This window comes from Patescibacteria group bacterium (genome assembly GCA_041649475.1).
Lineage (GTDB): Bacteria > Patescibacteriota > Patescibacteriia > Magasanikbacterales > GWA2-37-8 > JBAZNA01.
On the sequence record JBAZNA010000001.1, the window covers coordinates 111,943 to 130,520 of the forward strand.

An 18,578-nucleotide genomic window follows, 5' to 3' on the forward strand; every position below is an offset into this window, starting at 1 on the left:
AGGGAGATTTTATACATTATACACCTTATATTGAGCATTGACAAAAAGTCAAATTTGTGCTATAGTATTCGGTTAAAAAACGAGGGTATCCCAGATGGATATCCTTTTAAATTAACAAAAAATATGAAATTTACACTAAATGCAGGTATTTTACTGCTTTTGCTAATGAGTATGGTTACTTTTGGCTCTGTTGAGGTAAAAGCCGATCAAAACCCGGTTTCAAATGACTTATGGTTGATTGAAAACAGCCCAACTGTTGGCACAACCACCATTATGACCGGTGTTGACCTAAATCTTGCCCATGGCATATTAAGGTCAGGCACCCCGGATAAGAAGATAAAAGCCGTTATTACGGCCTATACCAGTACTCCGGACCAGACAGACAGCGACCCTTTTACGGCCGCTTCCGGAAAACGGGTTTATGACGGCATGATTGCCGCCAATGGACTGCCGTTCGGGACCAAAATTAAGATTCCTTCTTTATATGGCGATAAGGTGTTTACGGTTGATGATCGCATGAACTCCCGTTACGGCTTTGGCCGTATGGATATCTGGTTTGACTCCAGCAAGGGTGAAGCCATGAAATTCGGAGTAAAGAGAGTGGAAGTTGAGATTTATTACCCGGCAATAAGGTTGGCTAGTCAGTTTTAACCCGAAACTGCAAGGCCTCGGCCACATGCTCAAGTTTAATATCGTTACTACAAACTAAGTCGGCTATTGTCCGACTTAGTTTTAGTATACGGTTATAGGCGCGGGCTGATAAATGCATTTGGGTAACAGCGGCGCGCAGGAGATCAATTGATTGTTCGTCTAATTTACAAAATTTTTTCACTTCACTGTTGTGCATCTCGCTGTTGCTGTGGATTTTATATTTTTTAAAGCGCTGCTCCTGGATTTCTCTGGCATTTGTAACCCGTTCGCGGATTTTTTCTGATGATTCGGCCAGGGTGTCAGAAGCCAGCTTTTCAAATTTAATTCGCGGCACTTCAACATGGATGTCAATGCGATCTATTAAGGGGCCGCTGATTTTTTTCCGGTATTTTACAATCTGCGCGGCGCCGCATACGCAAACTTTTTCCGGATCAGTGTTATATCCGCATGGGCAGGGATTTTGGCTGGCAATTAAAATAAACCGCGCCGGAAAAGTGAGTGTGCCCGAGGCGCGGGAGACGGTGACAATGCCATCTTCAAGCGGTTGGCGCAAACTTTCCAAAACCGAACGCGGGAATTCCGGAAATTCATCCATAAACAAAACACCGCGGTGTGCCAAAGACATTTCTCCGGGCTTGGGATATTTGCCGCCGCCAACCAAAGCCGTACGGGAAGCGGTGTGGTGCGGCGAGCGAAATGGCCGTTCTTTTATATAGTTACTTTTTAGCAGGCCGGCCACAGAATAAATTTTTGTCACCTCCAGTAATTCCTCGGAATTTAATTTGGGCAAAATAGATGGAAAGGTTTTGGCCAGCAGGGTCTTGCCCGAGCCGGGCGGGCCGGTCATTAAAACATTGTGTCCGCCGCTTCCTGCAATTTCAAGCGCGCGTTTAGCAAACTCCTGGCCTTTGATGTGGGCCATATCAAGTTCATAGGTGATAGGCGGGTCACTGGCAAGTGGCGTACTCTGATAAGAATTTAAAACTTGCGTGCCAACAATATGTTGAACAACTTGTTTTAAATTTTTTATCGGATAAATCTCCAAATCGGATACCAGCGCGGCTTCGGGTGCGTTCATTTCCGGAATATAAATTTTTTTAAGGCCGTGTTGTTTGGCAAAGACAGCTAAAGGCAAAATACCGTTTGTTCGGCGCAAAGATCCGTCTAAAGCCAGCTCTCCCACAAACAAGGACTCGGCTAAATTCAGGCGCAAATTGTTGCTTAAAATAATAATGCCCAGGGCCATAGGCAAATCATAAGCCGTGCCTTCTTTGGGCACATCGGCCGGCGCCAAATTCACCAGCACGCGGAAATTAAACGGATAAATAAAACCCGAATTTTTTAAAGCCGAATGAATCCTGTCCCTGGCTTCGTGAATGGAAGTGTCGGGCAACCCGACAATATTAAAAGCGGTTTGACCTTTGTTAATATCAACTTCAACATCCACAGGCAAGCAATCCAGGCCGAGGGCGGCGGCCGAGTTAAGCTTGATGAACATAATGCGGAGCGAGCGCTCTTTAGTTTTTGTTTCTTAAGTTGATTAGGAAGATGATCAGACCAATGATGATGAGAAGATCACTGATATTTATTATTCCGGTCCAGATTAAAATATAATCAATAACGCTGCGGTAAAAAATTCTATCCAGGAGATTGGAGAGCGCGCCGGCTAAAATTAGAGACCATCCCAGCATTGGTATCATCTTATTTCTGTTATACTCCCGGTAACATAAAATTCCGATCAAGAAAATCATCGGAACAGTTAAAATGATGGTCAGGGTGTTTGAAATTGGCAAACTGAAAGCAATACCTTTGTTAAAAAATGGCTGCCAGCCGAAATTATTAAAAATGTGTGGCTGTGACCAACTGTGCAGAGCCAGCCATTTGAGTGTTTGGTCTAAAAATAAAAAAAATCCGCTGATGAAGATTATTATCCAGCGGACTTTTTTGATATTCATATTAGGCCTCTTGGGTGATGGTCTTTTTACAACTCATACAGGAGCTTGAGGTCGGACGAGCCAGCAATCTTTTTTCTTCGATTGGTTTTTGGCAATATTTGCAGATGCCGTATTCGCCTTTTTCCAGCCGGTGCAGGGACTGGTCAACATCGCGCAGAGATTTTTCCAAATTTTCTTCTAAAGAAAGATTGACGACATAGTCAGCCACTTCGGCCGCGTTTTCATCTTCTTTGTCGCCATAATTTGGAAAAGTGGTGTCAAAATCATCTTCCTGTTCAGGATTTTTTTTGGCGAACTTGGAGAGTTCCTTTACCAGCTTTGTCTTTTCTTCAAGCAACATGGCTTTAACCTTTTCCAGGAATTCGGTTGAAAATTGTGTTTTTGTCTTGTTCATACGAGTTCAATTACAGTGTGTATTATACTACACTATTTGAAAAAAATAAACCAGCCGATTAGTGACTGATTTAAACAGTATAACACATAAATTCAGCTTGTCAACCCCTTGACAAAAAGCGTAATTTGTGAGAGGGTAAGGGGTATTCTTTGCGCATTCTTGCGCCATAGTTTACTGCAATTTGACAACAAAACAACCGATTTGGCCGTGTGTACGGCCAAGAGAGATAGGAAAAGGAGGCAATGACCATGCAGAACAAGCGAGTCCCCACGTTGGACAAGCCGCAGACCTTTCTCTGCGGCTTCCTGGAGGCGGCCCTGCGGTTGGGCATCCTCACCCCCGAGGATGTGATGAAGCACTTCGGTGAGGCAGAGATGATCACCACCATCATCGACCCGGACCACCGCGCCGAGATGCTGGCCGATCTGAAGCAGGCGGACGCCGACACGGCGCGCGAGCTGGACGTGGAGTTCGCCGGCGTGTTGCTCAAAACGGCCGTCAAGGTCGGACGCGTCACCGCCAGCCAGATCTGCGACGCCGCGGGCATCAACGGGGTGGTGTACTACCAGCCCCAGCCGGCCATCTGGAATCTGCTCCTCAAGACGGATTGGCCCACCCGGGAGGAGGATCCGGCCTGCCGCGAGCTGATGGGTATGATACTCCAGCTCATCATCGATCTCGACCTCCTGGCCGAGGTCGATAGCAAGGTCACCAACACCTACCGTGAGATCGTCCTGGCCATCACGGCGCTCGCCATCGTAGAGCAGATGCCGGCCGAGCTCGTCGCCCAGGCCTGGCAGTTGGCCATGGACAAGGGCGAGGAGGGTGATGGCTACACGGCTGTGGACGCCCTCGGCATCCTCACGCCGGAGCTCCTGGCCAAGCACATGAAGCACCTCGCCAGCCTCACGGCCCCGCTCCACACGGTCGCCCGCGAGCGCGGCTGGGAGGTGGTGGCGAAGCCGGAGCCGGCTGAACCGGCTCGGCCAGCCACCGATGATCTGGTTGACCTGGGTCCGCCGCCTGACCCGGCATCACTCGGCGAGAAGAAGCCCGCAGGTGATCGTGAGGAGGTTCTGGAGCTGGAAGCCGACGAGCCCAGTGGGGTCCACCCCGGAGCTGCCGTGGGCAGCGACGGACCCCCCGAGCCGCCTCCGGAAGAGCCCGCGCCGACTCCGCCCGTGGAGCCGGCTCCTCTGCCGCCTCCGCCTCCGGCAAGGGAGCCCTCCGATCCCTTCGCTCATCTGCCCCCGGCACCGCCGCCCGATGACCTCCAGCCCGCCGGAAGCATGTTCCCCGTTCCGCCACCCCCGCCCCCGACCCACGGAGTCGCCCTCGGCAGCGGTAGGAGGGGTCCACCACCCCCGCCCCCGACCCGTGGCGGTCGGCGAGGAGGCGGGTAGAAGCCAGTAGTACGCACATTTCCCAAGGAGACCGTTCGCGGCGGGGTTCAGACAAGGCAACAGAGCAAGCCAAGTCCTGAACCTCGCCGTCTTTTTTTATACAAAAAATGTTTTTAAAAACAAAAAAAGCCCATGGTTAAGGCATCTATTATCTTTTTTGAAAAAAATTTTGAATATTTTAAAAGGCGATCTAACGCCGCAATTATATATTGATATTTTGGCTGATCGCCTTTATTTTCTACACAAGGCGATCATGTTTCCCCCTCACGGGGGACAACATTCTACTGTCTTGGTAGATTTCTAGACCCGAACCGCTTGTGGGTAGAGCCCCAGTAGTCATGCGGAAAGCGCTCTGACTACATAATTGGAGTTGCCCGGGAAGAAGTTGGGCAAGCTTTTGCCATTCTTTTTTCTGTGTTTGGCAGTAGTTTGCCCGATTTGAAGCTTAATGAAGCTATTTTTTGTTTTTGCAGTGTTGGGTCTTGGTTCAAAAGAACTACATTTATATTATACTCTAAACTCTACAATGTGTCAATGGTCAGTCAATAGGTAAACGTTTGGCTAATTTACGCCAATATTTAGCAAAATTAAAATTAATTTAATTTTTAATTTGTATACAATAGTTTATACAAATTTTTTTAAAAATAAATTTTGCTAAAATAAGCAAAAAGTTATTAACTTTATGGGTGAGTTATACCCAGAGTTATCCACAGTTGTATACAATAGTGTATACAAATTTTATATTTTTGATAAAAATTATTTATATTTTTTTTCATTTGACTCAAAAAAATAAATGGTGTTTAATACTGTGTTAGCAACTTCATACACAATCGGTGAAAACCGAGGAGGATCAGATGCTCACGAAACCGCTTAACTGGGATGAGGCAGTTGAAGTTTGGGAGCTGATTCAGACGCTCCTCAAGAACTACAGAAGGTGGGGGAGATTCCAGTACGGCGAGTTGGCTGGCTTGGCGCGCGAGCAGTCGTGCCTTGAGCATGTCTTGAGCATCACTGTGCTGGCGCGAGTCATCATCGGCAAGCTCGGGATCTGGCACGTGTTCCCGGATCGCGACCTGTTCCTTTCTGCCTTTGAGGTGCATGACTTGGGCGAGGCCGTGCACGCCAAGGCAGATGGGGAGAAAGAGGGGGATGTGCCCTACCCCTACAAAACGGACAACGGAGACCTGGTGGAGTATCGCGCTTTCTGCCGGGTGTTCGGACGCAAGTTGGTACCGACGAAGTTCTGGCTGGAGGCGTTTCTGCTCCAGTTCTGTCTGAAGAATCCGGAGTGCTTTCCGGAAGACGCGCGTCGCATCATGAGCAAGCTCGCGCAAGAGCACAGGAAGGCCGCCTTACTCTTCACCATGGTGGAGCATCTGGACTACATCGCCTACGGCTACAGAGAGTTCCAGGAACGGCACTTTCCGTTGGTTCTCGTCAGCATCTTTGCCGCTGACCACTTCCGGATCCTTGACGCCATCGCCAAGGAAGTGGATGGGGTTTCAACCGTGATCTGGACGCCGGAGTGGCAGGGCAAGTTGGAGACGGTGCGCAAACAGATCTACAGCAAGAAGGTTGAGTTTGCGGAAACCGTGCTTCTCTGCGCGAAGAGCATGAGCGTGGAGGAGAAGCTCAAGCTCGCCGACAAGGTGCTTCTGGGCGACGACTACGATCCGGACATCAACCACAAGAAACGGCTATTCTGCGACATGTTCCGAACCTAGAATCAGAAAGGAGAATGGGCGCCTCGGCCAATCCGAGGTATTTTTTTTATCCACTTTTTATTGTGCACTTTTATGGCGCACTGGGCCTTTTAGTGATATAATCAATTGGGTTCAAAAGTGTCATTTTAACGCTAATTTATCACTTTTTTATGCGAAGCATCCCACTGGCTCTTACTTATGATGATGTTTTAGTTGTTCCGAAAAGATCAACGCTGACTTCGCGCAGTCAGGCAATCACCAAAACAAAATTAACGAAAAAAATAAATTTAAATATTCCGATTGTCAGCTCCAATATGGACACGGTGACTGAATCGGAAATGGCCATCGCTCTGGCCCGCCTGGGCGGCATCGGCATCATCCACCGCTTCATGACAATTGAAGAAAATATTGAAGAAATTAAACATGTGAAGCGCGCGCAGAATTTTATCATTCAGGATCCGTATGCAATTGATCCGAACAAGACAATTAAAGAAGCAAAAAAATTTATTGCTGAAAACGGCGTGAGCGGACTGCTCGTTTCCAACGGCGATAAAAAATTACGCGGGGTTTTATCAAAAAGGGACTTTGTTTTTGTCCGCGACGAAAGCCAATTGGTGCAATATGTGATGACGCCGCGGGAAAAATTAATTGTCGGCGATAAAAATACAACTTTTCAGGAGGCCAGAGAAAAAATGGCGCAGTATAGAATTGAAAAATTGCCGCTGGTTGATGAAAATGACGTGGTGGTGGGGTTGATTACGGCGGATGACATAAAACACCTGGTTGATTATCCGAATGCAAATACGGATGAGAACGGCCGGCTAATTGTTGGCGGCTGTGTGGGAGTGCATGGCGATTATATTGAAAGAGCACAGGAACTCATCAAAGCCGGAGCAGACGTGTTGGTGATTGATATTGCTCATGGTCATTCGGACATGATGTTTAATGCGATTATGAAACTGCGGGAAGCGTGCGGGGATGTGCAACTTATTGCCGGAAATATTGCCACGGCCGAAGCGGCGCGGGAATTGTGCGAGGCCGGAGTTGACGGGATAAAAGTTGGAGTGGGGCCGGGAACGATTTGTATAACCCGGCTGGTAACCGGTTGCGGAGTGCCACAACTCACCGCAGTAATGGAAGTGGCTGAAGTTGGCCAAAAATATGGTGTACCGGTAAATGCTGACGGCGGTATTCAAAAACCGGGAGATATTGTGAAAGCAATTGGCGCAGGTGCGGACAGTGTGATGTTGGGCGGTTTGCTTGCTGGTACAAAAGAAAGCCCGGGAATTATTATGAACAGAGATGATAAAAAATATAAGGTCTGCCGGGGAAATGCCAGTTTTGCCATTGCCCAGAGGCGAAAAATAGTTGAGCAGGAAAAGAAAGATTTGGGCGAGGTTGTGCCGGAAGGGGTGGAGTCGGTGGTGCCGTATAAAGGACCGCTGGCAGATATTGTCGGACAGCTGATCGGCGGGTTGAAATCAGGAATGAGCTATACAAATTCTCATACAATTGAGGAGCTTCAAAAAAATGTTGAGTTTGTGCAAATCACAAACGCGGGCCAGCGCGAGAGCGGGCCGCATGATTTAATGGATATTAAGTAAATTTTTAGTTTTTCTTCATCAGTGGCGGAGTAAAGTTTCTTCATAATTAAATAAAAATCATTTATGAAGAAATTTTTTATTTTGGCCGTGGTTTTAATTGGCAGTTTTTTTGTTTTTACAAAGGTGTACTCGGCCATAGAGGTTAGTGATGACACAGGTGATACTTCTTCCACCCCGCCAATAGAAGAACCGGAAGAGAGCACGTCTACTGTGCCAATTGTTATCACCTCAACAATTTGGGCGCAGCTAAAAATTAATGAATTTGTGGCTGATCCGGCCACCGGAAGCGAATGGGTTGAATTATATAATCCATCATCCAGCAGTTTGGACGTTACCGGCGGATATATTTGTGATTCGCGCAACACCACTTCCACCTGCAAAGATATTTTTGGAGTTGTTTCGTCAAGCAGTTGGCTTTTTATTGATTTACAAACTAAAAGTTATTTAAATAATGGCGGTGATGCGGTGATTTTGAAAAATCCGGATGGGGAAATTGTTGACCGGGTTATTTATGGTCCGGAGTTGGCGGCGGAAAAAGACCAGTCGGTCGCGCGCAAAACAGACGGCGTTGATACCGATGATAATTCGGATTGGGCTATAACCACAGAGCCCACGCCCGGAGCGGCAAATATAATTTTGGCGCCAGTTGTGCCGGAGCCGCCGGTTGTACCAGTTGTTATACCAGCCAGTCCGCAAAGCGCGCCTGTCGCAGAGAAAAAAACCGTTTCTTCAACCACAAAAACCGCTAAAGTTACAACTAAAACCGAAGAAAAAATTGGTTTGATGTGGAAAATAAAATACGATCCAAAGGTTAGGGTTGGGGAGAATGTTTGGTTTGATGCCAGCACGACTTTTGACCCCCGCGGTGGGCGAATTGGGTTTAGCTGGGATTTTGATGAGGGTAAAATTGTTACCGGTACTGTTGCCCAATATATTTTTGTGTCTTCCGGGCCGCATAATATTCTCATCTCTGCCACCAGCACCGCCGGCACGACTGATACCAAGAAATTAAAAGTGGCGGTTTATCCGAATGATATTTTTTACGGCACTGGAATGGCGATTAGTGAAATTAATCCGGAAACCGATGATGAATTTATAAAAATAAAAAATATTTCCACTAGCACAGTTAATGTTTCCAACTGGAAACTGATGTATAACAATAAAATTTATGAAATTCCCACCGGCACGCTGGTGGTGGCCGGCGATGAATTGATTTTTTATAAAGAAATTACCGATTTTACCTTAAATAATTCTAAAGGCGAAGTGGAATTGCGTTTGCCGGATGATATTTTGGCTGATGCAGTTGAATATAGTAAAAAAACGGCTGATCCTGCTACTAGCACCAAGAAAAAAATAGATATTGTAGTGACCTCTTCGATTTTGAGCGTGAGTTTATTAGAGGCGCGCGGTTTGGACAAAGATCAAAATGTAAAAGTAAATGGCATAGTCAGTGTTTTGCCGGGCATTTTTGGTAGTCAATATTTTTATATTTTTGATAAATCAGCGGGCATACAAATTTATCAATATAAAAAAGATTTTCCCAAGTTGCGTGTGGGAGATAAAATAAGCGTGAGCGGTATCACTTCCGAAGCCAGCGGCATAAAAAGAATTAGAATAAAAGATAAAAACGATATAAAAATTTTGTTGGCTTATGGCGAGGCCAGTTCAAGCCGGTTTGCTTTGGATGATCTAAACGAAGACGCGCTGGGAAATTTGGTGCGCGTGCAGGGTGAAATTACGGAAATTAAAAGCAATTTTATGTATGTTGATGATGGCACCAGTGAAGCGATAGTATATTTCAAACAAGGAGCCAAAATTGATAAAAGTAAATTTAAAGAAGGTGAAAATGCGGAGGTGATTGGGGTGTTGGAGCAGGGTAAAACCGATTTACAAATTTGGCCGCGGTCGCAGGAGGATATAAAATCATTGGGTCTGTCGCAGGATTTGATTAAAAAACAGGTGGTGTTGGAAAAAGCGATGGAACAGAATGATGACTCGTCAAAATATTTGCTGGCCACAGGCGGAGGCATCGCGGCCCTGCTCGTTGGGCTTGGGATTGTGAAAATGAAGAAAAGAAAGGTATAATATTGGTGTATTTTTAAACACTAATATGTTAGACATCAAACAATATGTCCGCGACGTGCCAGATTGGCCTAAACAAGGGGTAAATTTTAAAGATATCACCCCGCTTTTACAGGATAAAGACGGCTTTAAAGAGGTAATTGATAAGATCGCCGAGCCGTATTTAAACCAAAAAATTGACGTGGTAGTTGGAATAGACGCCAGAGGATTTTTGTTGGCTTCGGCCGTGGCCTATAAGCTGGGCGCGGGGTTGGCGATAGTGCGCAAAAAGGGCAAACTGCCACGGAAAACAATTGCACAGGAATACGCGCTTGAGTATGCGTCAAATATTATTGAAATGCATGAAGACGCCATCAAGCCCGGGCAAAAGGTCTTGATTGTTGATGACGTTTTGGCCACCGGCGGGACAATGGAAGCGACTTGCAACTTGGTAAAAAAATTGGGCGGCGAGATAGTCGGTATTTCTTTTTTGATTATTTTGGATTTTTTGAAAGGAGAGGAAAAATTAAAAGATTATAAAATTGAGGAATTAATCAGATACTAAAATATGTCAGAAACAAAAGCGGAAATAGGAATTTTTGGAGGGTCGGGGTTTTATTCGCTGTTTGACAGCGCCGAAGAGATTGAAGTTGAAACACCATACGGCAAACCGTCGGATAAAATTACCATTGGTGAGATTGCCGGGCACTATGCGGCGTTTTTGCCCCGTCACGGCAAGGATCACCGGTTTGCGCCGCACACCATTCCTTATCAGGCAAATTTGTGGGCCTTTAAAGAGTTGGGAGTGAAGAGAATTATTTCGCCGTCGGCAGCCGGCAGTTTACAGCCGCAGATTAAGCCGGGAGATTTTGTGGTTTGCGATCAGTTTATAGACAAGACCTCGGGCCGACGTTCAACTTTTTACAATGGTCCAAAAGTCATGCACATAAGTTGCGCGGATCCGTATTGCAATCAAATGCGCCGGTTGGCGATTGACTCATGCAAAAATTTGTCTATTCCGGTTCATGAAAAAGGGACGGTGGTGGTGATTGAAGGGCCGCGTTTTACCACCCGCGCCGAGTCGCATTTCTATCAGAAGCTGGATTATGAGGTGATAAATATGACCCAGTGTCCGGAAGTGGCGCTGGCCCGGGAATTGGAAATGTGTTATGTAAATATTTCTTTGATCACGGATTATGATGCCGGTTTGATTGGGATGGACAATGTTGAGCCGGTTGATGCCAAAACCGTGGTGGAAATTTTTAACCGCAATATTGGCCGCTTGAAAGAATTGATCCACGAGATGATAAAAAATTTGCCGGCGGAGAGGAGTTGCGAGTGCGGCAGTGTCTTGTCAAAAGCGGAGATTTAGGCTAGTATATATGCACTTTGGAAGGGTAGCCAAGTGGTTGTACGGCAACAGTCTTGAAAACTGTCGTCCACGCAAGTGGGCCGTGGGTTCGAATCCCACCCCTTCCGCACTTTGGAGAGGTGTCTGAGTGGTTGAAAGTGCCGCTCTCGAAAAGCGGTAGGGTTAATAGCCCTCGTGGGTTCGACTCCCACCCTCTCCGCAAATTTTATTCTAGTTGGCGTAAAATTGTTCAGCTGGTGTATAATACATTAGTTAAATAATTATTCATTTAAGCCCAAACATATGGCGAAAGGATACAAAAACAACATCGAAAAATTAACTTTGGAAAATGACAATTTCCGCAAGGTTTTATATTCCGCCCCGCATTGTCAGTTGGTTTTAATGAGTTTGGCGCCAAGCGAAGAAATTGGCATGGAAGTTCATACAGATAACGATCAATTTTTTCGTTTTGAAGCCGGTCAGGGCAAGGTAATCATTGATGGCAATGAATACAGTGTGGCTGATGGCGACGCTGTGATAGTGCCCGCCGGTTCGGAGCATAATGTGATTAATGTCTCTGACAGCGAACCGTTAAAATTATATACCATCTATTCTCCGGCCCATCATAAAGACGGAGTTTTGCGCGCCACCAAGGCCGAGGCCGTGGCCAATGAAGCCGACTTTGACGGGCAGACAACTGAATAAAATCAAATAAATTTTTATGGGTCTAGTTTTTGCTTTCATAGCTTTAGTCGGCTGGGGATTTGGAGATTTTTTTATCCAAAGAACGACCAGAGTCACAGGGAGCGAACGGGCTCTTTTTTTTATTACCGCAGTCGGGATGATTTTAATTTTTCCGTTTGTAAGAAAAGACCTGGCCACTTTGGGTGCGCTCAATCTTCTGCTCTTGGCCCTTGTCGGTATAGTTATGCTTTTTGCCGCACTTTTTGATTTTGAGGCCTTGCGTCAGGGTAAAATCGCCATAATTGAACCGATTATGGGCATTGAATTGCCTTTGACCATGGCTTTGGGCATAACTTTGGGCAGAGATATTTTGAATGCCCCACAAATCATATTAATTTTTGTAATTTTTATCGGCATAGTATTGGCCGTGACCTCCCACCACAAACAATTGCACTATCATAAAAGAATTCTTGAAAAAGGAGTGATCTTGGCCGGAGTCGGGGCGATCGGTATGGCTCTGACAAATTTTTTAGTTGGTGTTTCCAGTCAGAATATATCGCCACTAGTGACGGTATGGTTTGCCCATTCCTTGATTGCAATAATTATGGGGGTACTTATAGCTGCTAAAGGCGAGCTCCCCAAGCTTATTTCTGATTTGCGCAAACACCCCGGCCCGATTGCCGGTCAAAGTTTTTTGGATAATGGCGCCTGGGTGGCTTTTGCCTTTTCAACCACTTATATTCCCTTATCAATCTCCACAGCCATCACCGAGAGCTATGTTGCCTTAGCGGCCCTTTTGGGGATTTTATTAAATCGGGAAAAATTGAAAAAATCGCAAATGGTTGGTGTCGCGCTCGCGCTCGTTGGGGTAATTATCCTCTCATATTTTTCCTCTTAATCTGGCGGAAGCGCCGGCTTGAACTTAAGGGGGAATAGTGTTAGTGTGTAAATATCGGGTTTATTCTTAATCTTGTCTATATGTACTACGTTCTTGCCGCAGTGGTTGTGCTGATTTTAATCAGCATTCGTCAGGTAAATCAGTATCAAAGAGGGGTTAAGTTTCAATTGGGAAAATACGTAAAAATGGTTGATCCGGGCTGGAGATTGATAGCCCCGATTTTTCAAAGTATGGCCAAGGTGGACATCCGCGTTAAAGCGGTTGATGTGCCCTTGCAGGAAGCAATTACAAAAGACAACGTGTCTTTAAAGATAAACGCGGTTATTTATTACAAGGTGGTGGATGTGGCCAAAGCGGTTTTGGAAGTTGAAAATTTTTATTACGCCGTAAATCAATTGGCGCAAACCACGATGAGAAATGTGGTGGGTGAATTGGAATTGGATGAATTATTGGCCAATCGCGAAGCCGCGGCTAAAAGAATTAAAGAAATTGTTGATGCCTCTTCTGAATTATGGGGCATTCAGGTAAACAGTGTAGAGTTGAAAGATATTTTACTGCCGGAAAACATGCAAAGAACCATTGCCAAACAGGCCGAAGCCGAGCGCGAACGCCGGGCTGTGGTTATCAAAGCGGCCGGAGAGGTGATCGCGGCCGAGAATTTGTCCAAGGCCGCCAAGATGTTGGCTGAAACACCCGGGGGTTTGCATTTACGAACATTAAACACCATAAATGATGTAAGTTCGGATGAATCAAACACTATAATTTTTGCCATTCCGGTGGAGATCTTGCGCGCTTTTGATGCGGTAGCGAAAAAAGTATCGGAGAAGTCGCCTGAATAGAAATTTGTATTTTAAATTATGCTATTTCGCTGGGCAGTAATTGCTTTTATTGTCTTACTACCAAGCTATTTATTGCGCTTTAAAATTGGACCTCTGCCAACCACAGTGTTGGAGGCGGTTTTTGGTCTGATTTTTTTGATTTGGCTGATACAGTATAGCCGGAAGGATTGGCCGATTTTAGTCAGCGTGATTAAGGCGCATAAATTTTTATTTGTCTGTATCGGTTTATTTTTTATTGCTTCAATTTCCAGCATTTTTATCAGTGATATGCCGATTCCGTCGCTGGGTCAGTGGCGGGCGTATTTTTTGGAGCCGATAATTTTATTTTTAATTTTAGTGGCACACAAAAATGAGATTAAGTTTAAGGATTTGATGTGGGGTTTGGGTTTGTCTACTTTAAGCATCAGTATTTATTGTATTGTGCAAGAGTTTACGGGCTGGGGCATTGCCACGCCGGAGTGGACGGCTCTGGCTACTAGGCGCGCTACGGCTTTTTTTAGCTCGCCCAATGCGGTGGGGTTGTATCTGGCGCCGGTTTTGATTTTGATGGTAAGCTTGTTATATAAAAAATTTCGGTTTTCTTTTTTCTTGATTGCGGTTTTTTCAGCAGTGGCTTTGGTCTTCACAAAATCCCGCGGCGCGTGGGTGGCAGCGGCAGTGAGTTTGGTGGTGTTTTTATTTCTGGTGGGTTATAAAAAAATTGCGGTGGCTATTGCGGCGGTGGCGGTGGTCGGCGCGCTGGGCGTTTTGGTTATCCATCCGATCAACTTGGACAAATCCACCCAGAACCGGGTGACTTTGTGGAGATATTCCACGACTTTCTTAACACAATCTCCCAAGAATTTTATTTTTGGCACCGGCATCCGGCAATTTTTCAGGAAAATTCAAAAACCGTATTATAACGACAAGGTGATGGAGCGGTTAATTTATCCACATAATATATTTTTAAATTTTTGGACAGAGATCGGATTGGTTGGTATGTTGGCTTTTATGGGGATTTTGGGCTATGGATTTTACTTAGCGCAAAAAATCAGAAAATATGATAAAATAATCGGCGCGGGGCTGGTGTGTGTGTTGGCAACGCTCGTTATTCACGGTTTGGTTGATGTACCGTATTTTAAAAACGATCTGGCCATGCTTTTCTGGGTTTTAATTTTTACAATTTTGTTGGTATATGAGAGTTTACGTCAAAGCCAAACCCATGGCGTATGAGGAAAAGGTGGAAAAAATTGATGATACGCATTTTGTTGTCCATGTAAAAGAACCGCCACAGAATGGTTTGGCCAACAAAGGCATTGCCAAAGTGTTGGCAGAGTATTTTCAGGTGGCGCAAAGCCGGGTAAGGGTAGTAAAAGGATATACATCAAAACAAAAAATAATTGAAATAATTTAAATTGTATGGCAGACAAAATTTACAGCGACTCATTGGATTTGCATAAAAAATTTCACGGAAAATTGGAAATAAAAAGTAAAGTTCGGTTGAATAACCGTCAGGATTTATCATTGGCCTACACTCCGGGTGTGGCCGAGGTTAGCCGGGAAGTTGGCAAAGACAAAAAATTGGCCAGGGAATATACAATAAAGAGAAATTCAGTGGCGGTGGTATCTGACGGGTCAGCAATTTTGGGATTGGGAAATCTGGGGCCATACGCGGCTATGCCGGTGATGGAAGGAAAAGCAGTGCTGTTTAAGGAATTTGGCGGGGTTGATGCTTATCCGATTTGTTTGGATACGCAGGACACCGAGGAGATTATAAAAGCGGTGAAAAATATCGCGCCCGGGTTTGGCGGGATAAATTTGGAAGATATTTCCGCGCCGAGATGTTTTGAGGTTGAAAGACGATTAATAGATGAGTTGGATATTCCGGTGATCCACGACGATCAGAGGGGAACAGCCACCGTGGTTTTGGCGGCGCTGATTAATGCATTAAAGTTGCGCCAGGATGACGGCCAGCCGACCAAGGCGGTTAAAATTGTGATAAATGGAGCTGGCGCGGCTGGCACTGCTGTGGCCAAAATGCTGATGAAGTATGGTTTTAAAAATATTTTTGTTTGCGACACAAAAGGTTTGGTGTATGAAAGCCGAGGCGATTTAAATTCAGCGAAAATTGAATTAGCAAAACTCTCCGGCGCCCAAATGATCGGGGATAATTCTTTAAAAGATGTGGTGAAGAACGCAGATGTTTTTATCGGCGTCAGCGCGCCCGGGGTTTTGACCAAGGAAATGGTGCAAACTATGGCCAGCAAGCCGGTAATTTTTGCCATGGCCAATCCGGTGCCGGAAATTATGCCTGACGAGGCCAAAGCGGGCGGTGCGTTTATTGTTGCCAGCGGCCGATCTGATTTTCCCAACCAAATTAATAATGTTTTGGCTTTTCCGGGAATATTTCGGGGTGCGCTTGATAATGGCGTAGCCAAAATTACCGATGAAATGTTGATTCAAGCGGCCGAGAATTTGGCCGGCTGCGTTAAGAGGCCCACGACCGATCAAATTGTGCCAAATCCGTTTGACAAGGAAATTGTCAAAGCAGTGGCACGGGCGATTAAATAAATTTAGCGGATCTTTTTGTTTTTGATTTTTTCCGGAACGGATTTTTTGAACTTACTGTCATCAAACATCAGCAGAAGCAGAACTAAAACGCTTGTGGCTATTGAGAGTATATAAAATTGTAAACCAGAGGCCATGCCAATTGCCGCGGCCATCCATAATCCGGCAGCTGTGGTCAGTCCTTCCACACGATCTTCTTTGCGTAAAATTGTGCCCGCGCCCAAAAAGCCGATACCGGTAACAATGCCAGCGGCTACCGGGGCGTTGTTTGGGCCAAAAGCGGTCACTGACAGAAGCGTAAACAAAGCGGATCCGCCCGCGACCAGGGCGTGCGTGCGCGGACCGGCCCACTTGCCTTGTTTTTCTCTTTGCCAACCGATGAGGCCGCCTAAAATAATCGCGTAAACTATAGGGATAAGGAGGGCGAGTTCTTCTGTGTACATATTTTTATTTTTACTGGAGCGAAAATTTAGTTTAAATTTACCTTTTATTCATTATACCACTTGTTGACTTTTATGTTAATTACTGGTATTGTATTTTTGTTTTAAAAGCGATTTTTTGGGGATGACGGGCCGATAGCTCAGTTGGTAGAGCATCGCGTTTGCAACGCGAGGGTCTGGGGTTCGAGTCCCCATCGGTCCACGATTCTCGGCATCCCCCCTCTTGAGAAGGATGTCGAAGCCCTCCTTTGCCCTAATCTCAGCTATGTTCCCATCTTCAATCACCAGTTCGGAAAGCGCCGTTGTCAAGATACCGTGCTTCTGCCGCTTGGAAGCGTACTCGTAGCAAGAGCTAGCCAAACGAACGAGTTCGGAAAGGGAAATCACCGTTGCCAGTTTGTCCTCGTCCCCAACCTCCTCCTTGCGCCGCTGCGAAGCGTTGAGGTCCTCCAGCTCCGCTTCGAGCCGATGCAGCTCTGCCATGAACTCGACGCCGCTGTAGACGCCGTCCCTGAGAAGGGCGATCTTATTGTCCGTGAGGTAGGTCAGGTCGCGATTGATCACGCGGCGCCGGCTCTCCAGAGCCTTCTCTTCATCCACCTGCTTGGTCCTGCGTTGGGCGAAGAACCGCGGCGCACGCTCGGTGAGAAGCCGCTCCTCCTCCGGTGATAGCTGGGCCTGGCTGAGCACATCCTTCACCAGCTTGTCGATCCTGAACTCCGCGAGCGTTCGGCTCTGGTTCCCGCAGTGACCCAGGCAGGGGACCGTGTAGTACACGTGCCCCTTCTTCGTGTAGGGGGAGTATGCCCTTCCGCACCCGCATCGCAGGAACCCTCGGTAGAGGTAGAACTGCTTGTTCACGTAGTGCACGCCCTGCGTTCGCTGCCGCAGCACCTCCTGGACCTTGAAGAACAGCTCGGGCGAGATGATGGCTTCATGGATGCCCGGAGCCAACTCGTCCCCGTGTCGGATGAAACCCGCGTAGAACGGGTTGTGGAGAATGGCCTCCATCGTCTTCTCCGTCACCGGCCTGGTTACCGGCTCACCCACCTGTCCGATCTCAACGCCCGCAGCCACTTCCTGCGGGGTCCGGTTCCGACACCGCGGCTTGCTCGTCAGGCCAAGAGGTGCGGCCCACTGAGCGAGCTGAGCGTAGCTCCACTGACCCGTCGCGCAGCGCTCAAAGGCCCCCGCGACAATGTCAGCCTGGGAACGATCAACGGGCTTGTTGCTTGGACCGTGGTCCAGGTAGCCCATGGGCGCCCGGGTCGTGCACTTGCCCTCCAGTCGCAGCTTGGAGTTCGCAGCCCGGATGTTCTCGCTGACCTTGTCCGAGTAGTGCTTGGCGAACACGCCGTCGATCGACTTGTGCAGCCGGCCAGAGCTCGACTCATCATAGTTCGCCAGCACGTAGCGGACATCACGTCCGCCCTCGGTGAGCGAGTCAATGACACCCTCGTCCTGCTTGTTCCGGCTCAACCGATCCAAGCACAACGAGATCACTCCCTTGAACTTGCCCTGGTCGAGCAGTACGGCCAGTCGCCGGAACTTCGGGCGGTCGATCTTCCGTTTGACTGTGCCGTCAGCGAGAATCCGCGGCCGTTTCGTCTTGTACGCGGTATGCTTCTCAATGATGGCGCCGTGTTCGCAGAAGCCCACCTCAGTGAAGTCAGCGATCCGGAGGCCATTGACCCGGGCGTGCTCGCGCCCTCGTTGGAGTTGATACTCGATGGTGTTCTGTTGATTATCAACGTCGGCAGTACTTCGTCGTGCGTAGAGTAGGTATTCATCTTGATACATATGATTGTGATTAGTTGTCTTACGTAATACCATCGCCACAGTCGGCTGGGGGAACAAGCTGCCCATCGCGCATCACGAATCCTCGCGCGAGCAGCTCGTAGAGGATTGTACGAATCGCAGTGAGAAAACCGAGTAGCTGGTTCGCGGCCTCGTTTGATATGCCGCCAAGGGCTTCCGCAGATTGAGATGGTCGTGGTGAGCGTGTGTCATGAATCATAGACTCATCACGATACGCCATGTTCCTGGTC

Annotated in this window: 19 protein-coding genes and 3 tRNA genes; 18 read left to right on the forward strand and 4 right to left on the reverse strand. The window is 47.0% G+C overall.

The genetic code is table 11. The features are described from left to right. The first annotated feature begins 123 nt into the window (after positions 1-123). On the forward strand, positions 124-651 hold the full coding sequence (locus WC526_00595; GenBank protein MFA5061630.1) for a hypothetical protein: 528 nt from the start codon (positions 124-126) through the stop codon (positions 649-651). On the opposite strand, the gene WC526_00600 is transcribed toward WC526_00595, so the two are convergent. From WC526_00600 to WC526_00610, 3 genes are read right to left on the reverse strand one after another with little or no spacing between them, the layout of a single operon-like run. Further along, positions 638-2,149 (reverse strand): YifB family Mg chelatase-like AAA ATPase, encoded by a 1,512-nt coding sequence (locus WC526_00600; GenBank protein MFA5061631.1) that lies wholly within the window; start codon positions 2,147-2,149, stop codon positions 638-640. The genes WC526_00595 and WC526_00600 overlap by 14 nt on opposite strands. 19 nt (positions 2,150-2,168) lie before the next feature. Further along, positions 2,169-2,606, reverse strand: coding sequence for a signal peptidase II (locus WC526_00605; GenBank protein MFA5061632.1), 438 nt, complete (start codon positions 2,604-2,606; stop codon positions 2,169-2,171). Between the two features lies 1 nt (position 2,607). After that, positions 2,608-3,000: a TraR/DksA family transcriptional regulator gene (locus WC526_00610; GenBank protein ID MFA5061633.1), complete on the reverse strand. Its 393-nt coding sequence runs from the start codon at positions 2,998-3,000 to the stop codon at positions 2,608-2,610. A gap of 242 nt (positions 3,001-3,242) precedes the next feature. Here WC526_00610 and WC526_00615 point away from each other — a divergent pair, with 242 nt between their 5' ends. The 14 genes from WC526_00615 (at position 3,243) to WC526_00680 (ending at position 16,093) form a co-directional block, all read left to right on the forward strand. Beyond that, positions 3,243-4,403: a hypothetical protein gene (locus WC526_00615; protein ID MFA5061634.1), complete on the forward strand. Its 1,161-nt coding sequence runs from the start codon at positions 3,243-3,245 to the stop codon at positions 4,401-4,403. An 833-nt stretch (positions 4,404-5,236) separates the two neighbouring features. Continuing rightward, positions 5,237-6,127, forward strand: coding sequence for a hypothetical protein (locus tag WC526_00620; protein MFA5061635.1), 891 nt, complete (start codon positions 5,237-5,239; stop codon positions 6,125-6,127). A 149-nt stretch (positions 6,128-6,276) separates the two neighbouring features. Next, positions 6,277-7,710: an IMP dehydrogenase gene (gene guaB, locus WC526_00625; protein ID MFA5061636.1), complete on the forward strand. Its 1,434-nt coding sequence runs from the start codon at positions 6,277-6,279 to the stop codon at positions 7,708-7,710. Positions 7,711-7,773: 63 nt separating this feature from the next. Next, positions 7,774-9,795: a lamin tail domain-containing protein gene (locus tag WC526_00630; GenBank protein MFA5061637.1), complete on the forward strand. Its 2,022-nt coding sequence runs from the start codon at positions 7,774-7,776 to the stop codon at positions 9,793-9,795. A gap of 25 nt (positions 9,796-9,820) precedes the next feature. After that, entirely contained in the window at positions 9,821-10,336 is a 516-nt protein-coding gene (locus WC526_00635; protein ID MFA5061638.1) for an adenine phosphoribosyltransferase, read from the forward strand. A gap of 3 nt (positions 10,337-10,339) precedes the next feature. After that, positions 10,340-11,143 (forward strand): S-methyl-5'-thioadenosine phosphorylase, encoded by an 804-nt coding sequence (locus tag WC526_00640; protein MFA5061639.1) that lies wholly within the window; start codon positions 10,340-10,342, stop codon positions 11,141-11,143. A gap of 19 nt (positions 11,144-11,162) precedes the next feature. Continuing rightward, positions 11,163-11,250: transfer RNA gene (locus WC526_00645), tRNA-Ser, on the forward strand. A gap of 6 nt (positions 11,251-11,256) precedes the next feature. After that, a tRNA-Ser gene (locus tag WC526_00650) sits at positions 11,257-11,342 on the forward strand. A gap of 83 nt (positions 11,343-11,425) precedes the next feature. Then, complete coding sequence (locus WC526_00655; GenBank protein ID MFA5061640.1) at positions 11,426-11,827, forward strand: cupin domain-containing protein; 402 nt, start codon at positions 11,426-11,428, stop codon at positions 11,825-11,827. 16 nt (positions 11,828-11,843) lie between these two features. After that, the gene (locus tag WC526_00660; GenBank protein MFA5061641.1) at positions 11,844-12,704 is read left to right on the forward strand and encodes an EamA family transporter; all 861 of its coding nucleotides are present in this window, start codon (positions 11,844-11,846) and stop codon (positions 12,702-12,704) included. Positions 12,705-12,784: 80 nt separating this feature from the next. After that, the gene (locus WC526_00665; GenBank protein MFA5061642.1) at positions 12,785-13,543 is read left to right on the forward strand and encodes an SPFH domain-containing protein; all 759 of its coding nucleotides are present in this window, start codon (positions 12,785-12,787) and stop codon (positions 13,541-13,543) included. Positions 13,544-13,561: 18 nt separating this feature from the next. After that, a complete protein-coding gene (locus WC526_00670) occupies positions 13,562-14,755 on the forward strand; it encodes an O-antigen ligase family protein (protein MFA5061643.1) in 1,194 nt (397 codons plus the stop codon). Beyond that, positions 14,745-14,936, forward strand: a complete 192-nt coding sequence (locus tag WC526_00675; GenBank protein ID MFA5061644.1) for a DUF167 domain-containing protein — start codon at positions 14,745-14,747, stop codon at positions 14,934-14,936. Before WC526_00670 ends, WC526_00675 begins: the two co-directional genes overlap by 11 nt. Before the next feature lie 5 nt (positions 14,937-14,941). Beyond that, the gene (locus tag WC526_00680; protein MFA5061645.1) at positions 14,942-16,093 is read left to right on the forward strand and encodes an NADP-dependent malic enzyme; all 1,152 of its coding nucleotides are present in this window, start codon (positions 14,942-14,944) and stop codon (positions 16,091-16,093) included. Between the two features lie 2 nt (positions 16,094-16,095). On the opposite strand, the gene WC526_00685 is transcribed toward WC526_00680, so the two are convergent. Further along, positions 16,096-16,533: an MgtC/SapB family protein gene (locus WC526_00685; protein ID MFA5061646.1), complete on the reverse strand. Its 438-nt coding sequence runs from the start codon at positions 16,531-16,533 to the stop codon at positions 16,096-16,098. A 126-nt stretch (positions 16,534-16,659) separates the two neighbouring features. Here WC526_00685 and WC526_00690 point away from each other — a divergent pair. The 3 genes from WC526_00690 to WC526_00700 all read left to right on the forward strand — a co-directional run bounded on the left by WC526_00690 (position 16,660) and on the right by WC526_00700 (position 18,312). Further along, positions 16,660-16,732 (forward strand) — tRNA-Ala (locus WC526_00690). Positions 16,733-16,845: 113 nt separating this feature from the next. After that, on the forward strand, positions 16,846-17,199 hold the full coding sequence (locus WC526_00695) for a hypothetical protein (protein ID MFA5061647.1): 354 nt from the start codon (positions 16,846-16,848) through the stop codon (positions 17,197-17,199). Between the two features lie 699 nt (positions 17,200-17,898). Next, on the forward strand, positions 17,899-18,312 hold the full coding sequence (locus WC526_00700) for a hypothetical protein (GenBank protein ID MFA5061648.1): 414 nt from the start codon (positions 17,899-17,901) through the stop codon (positions 18,310-18,312). The last annotated feature ends 266 nt before the right edge of the window (positions 18,313-18,578 follow it).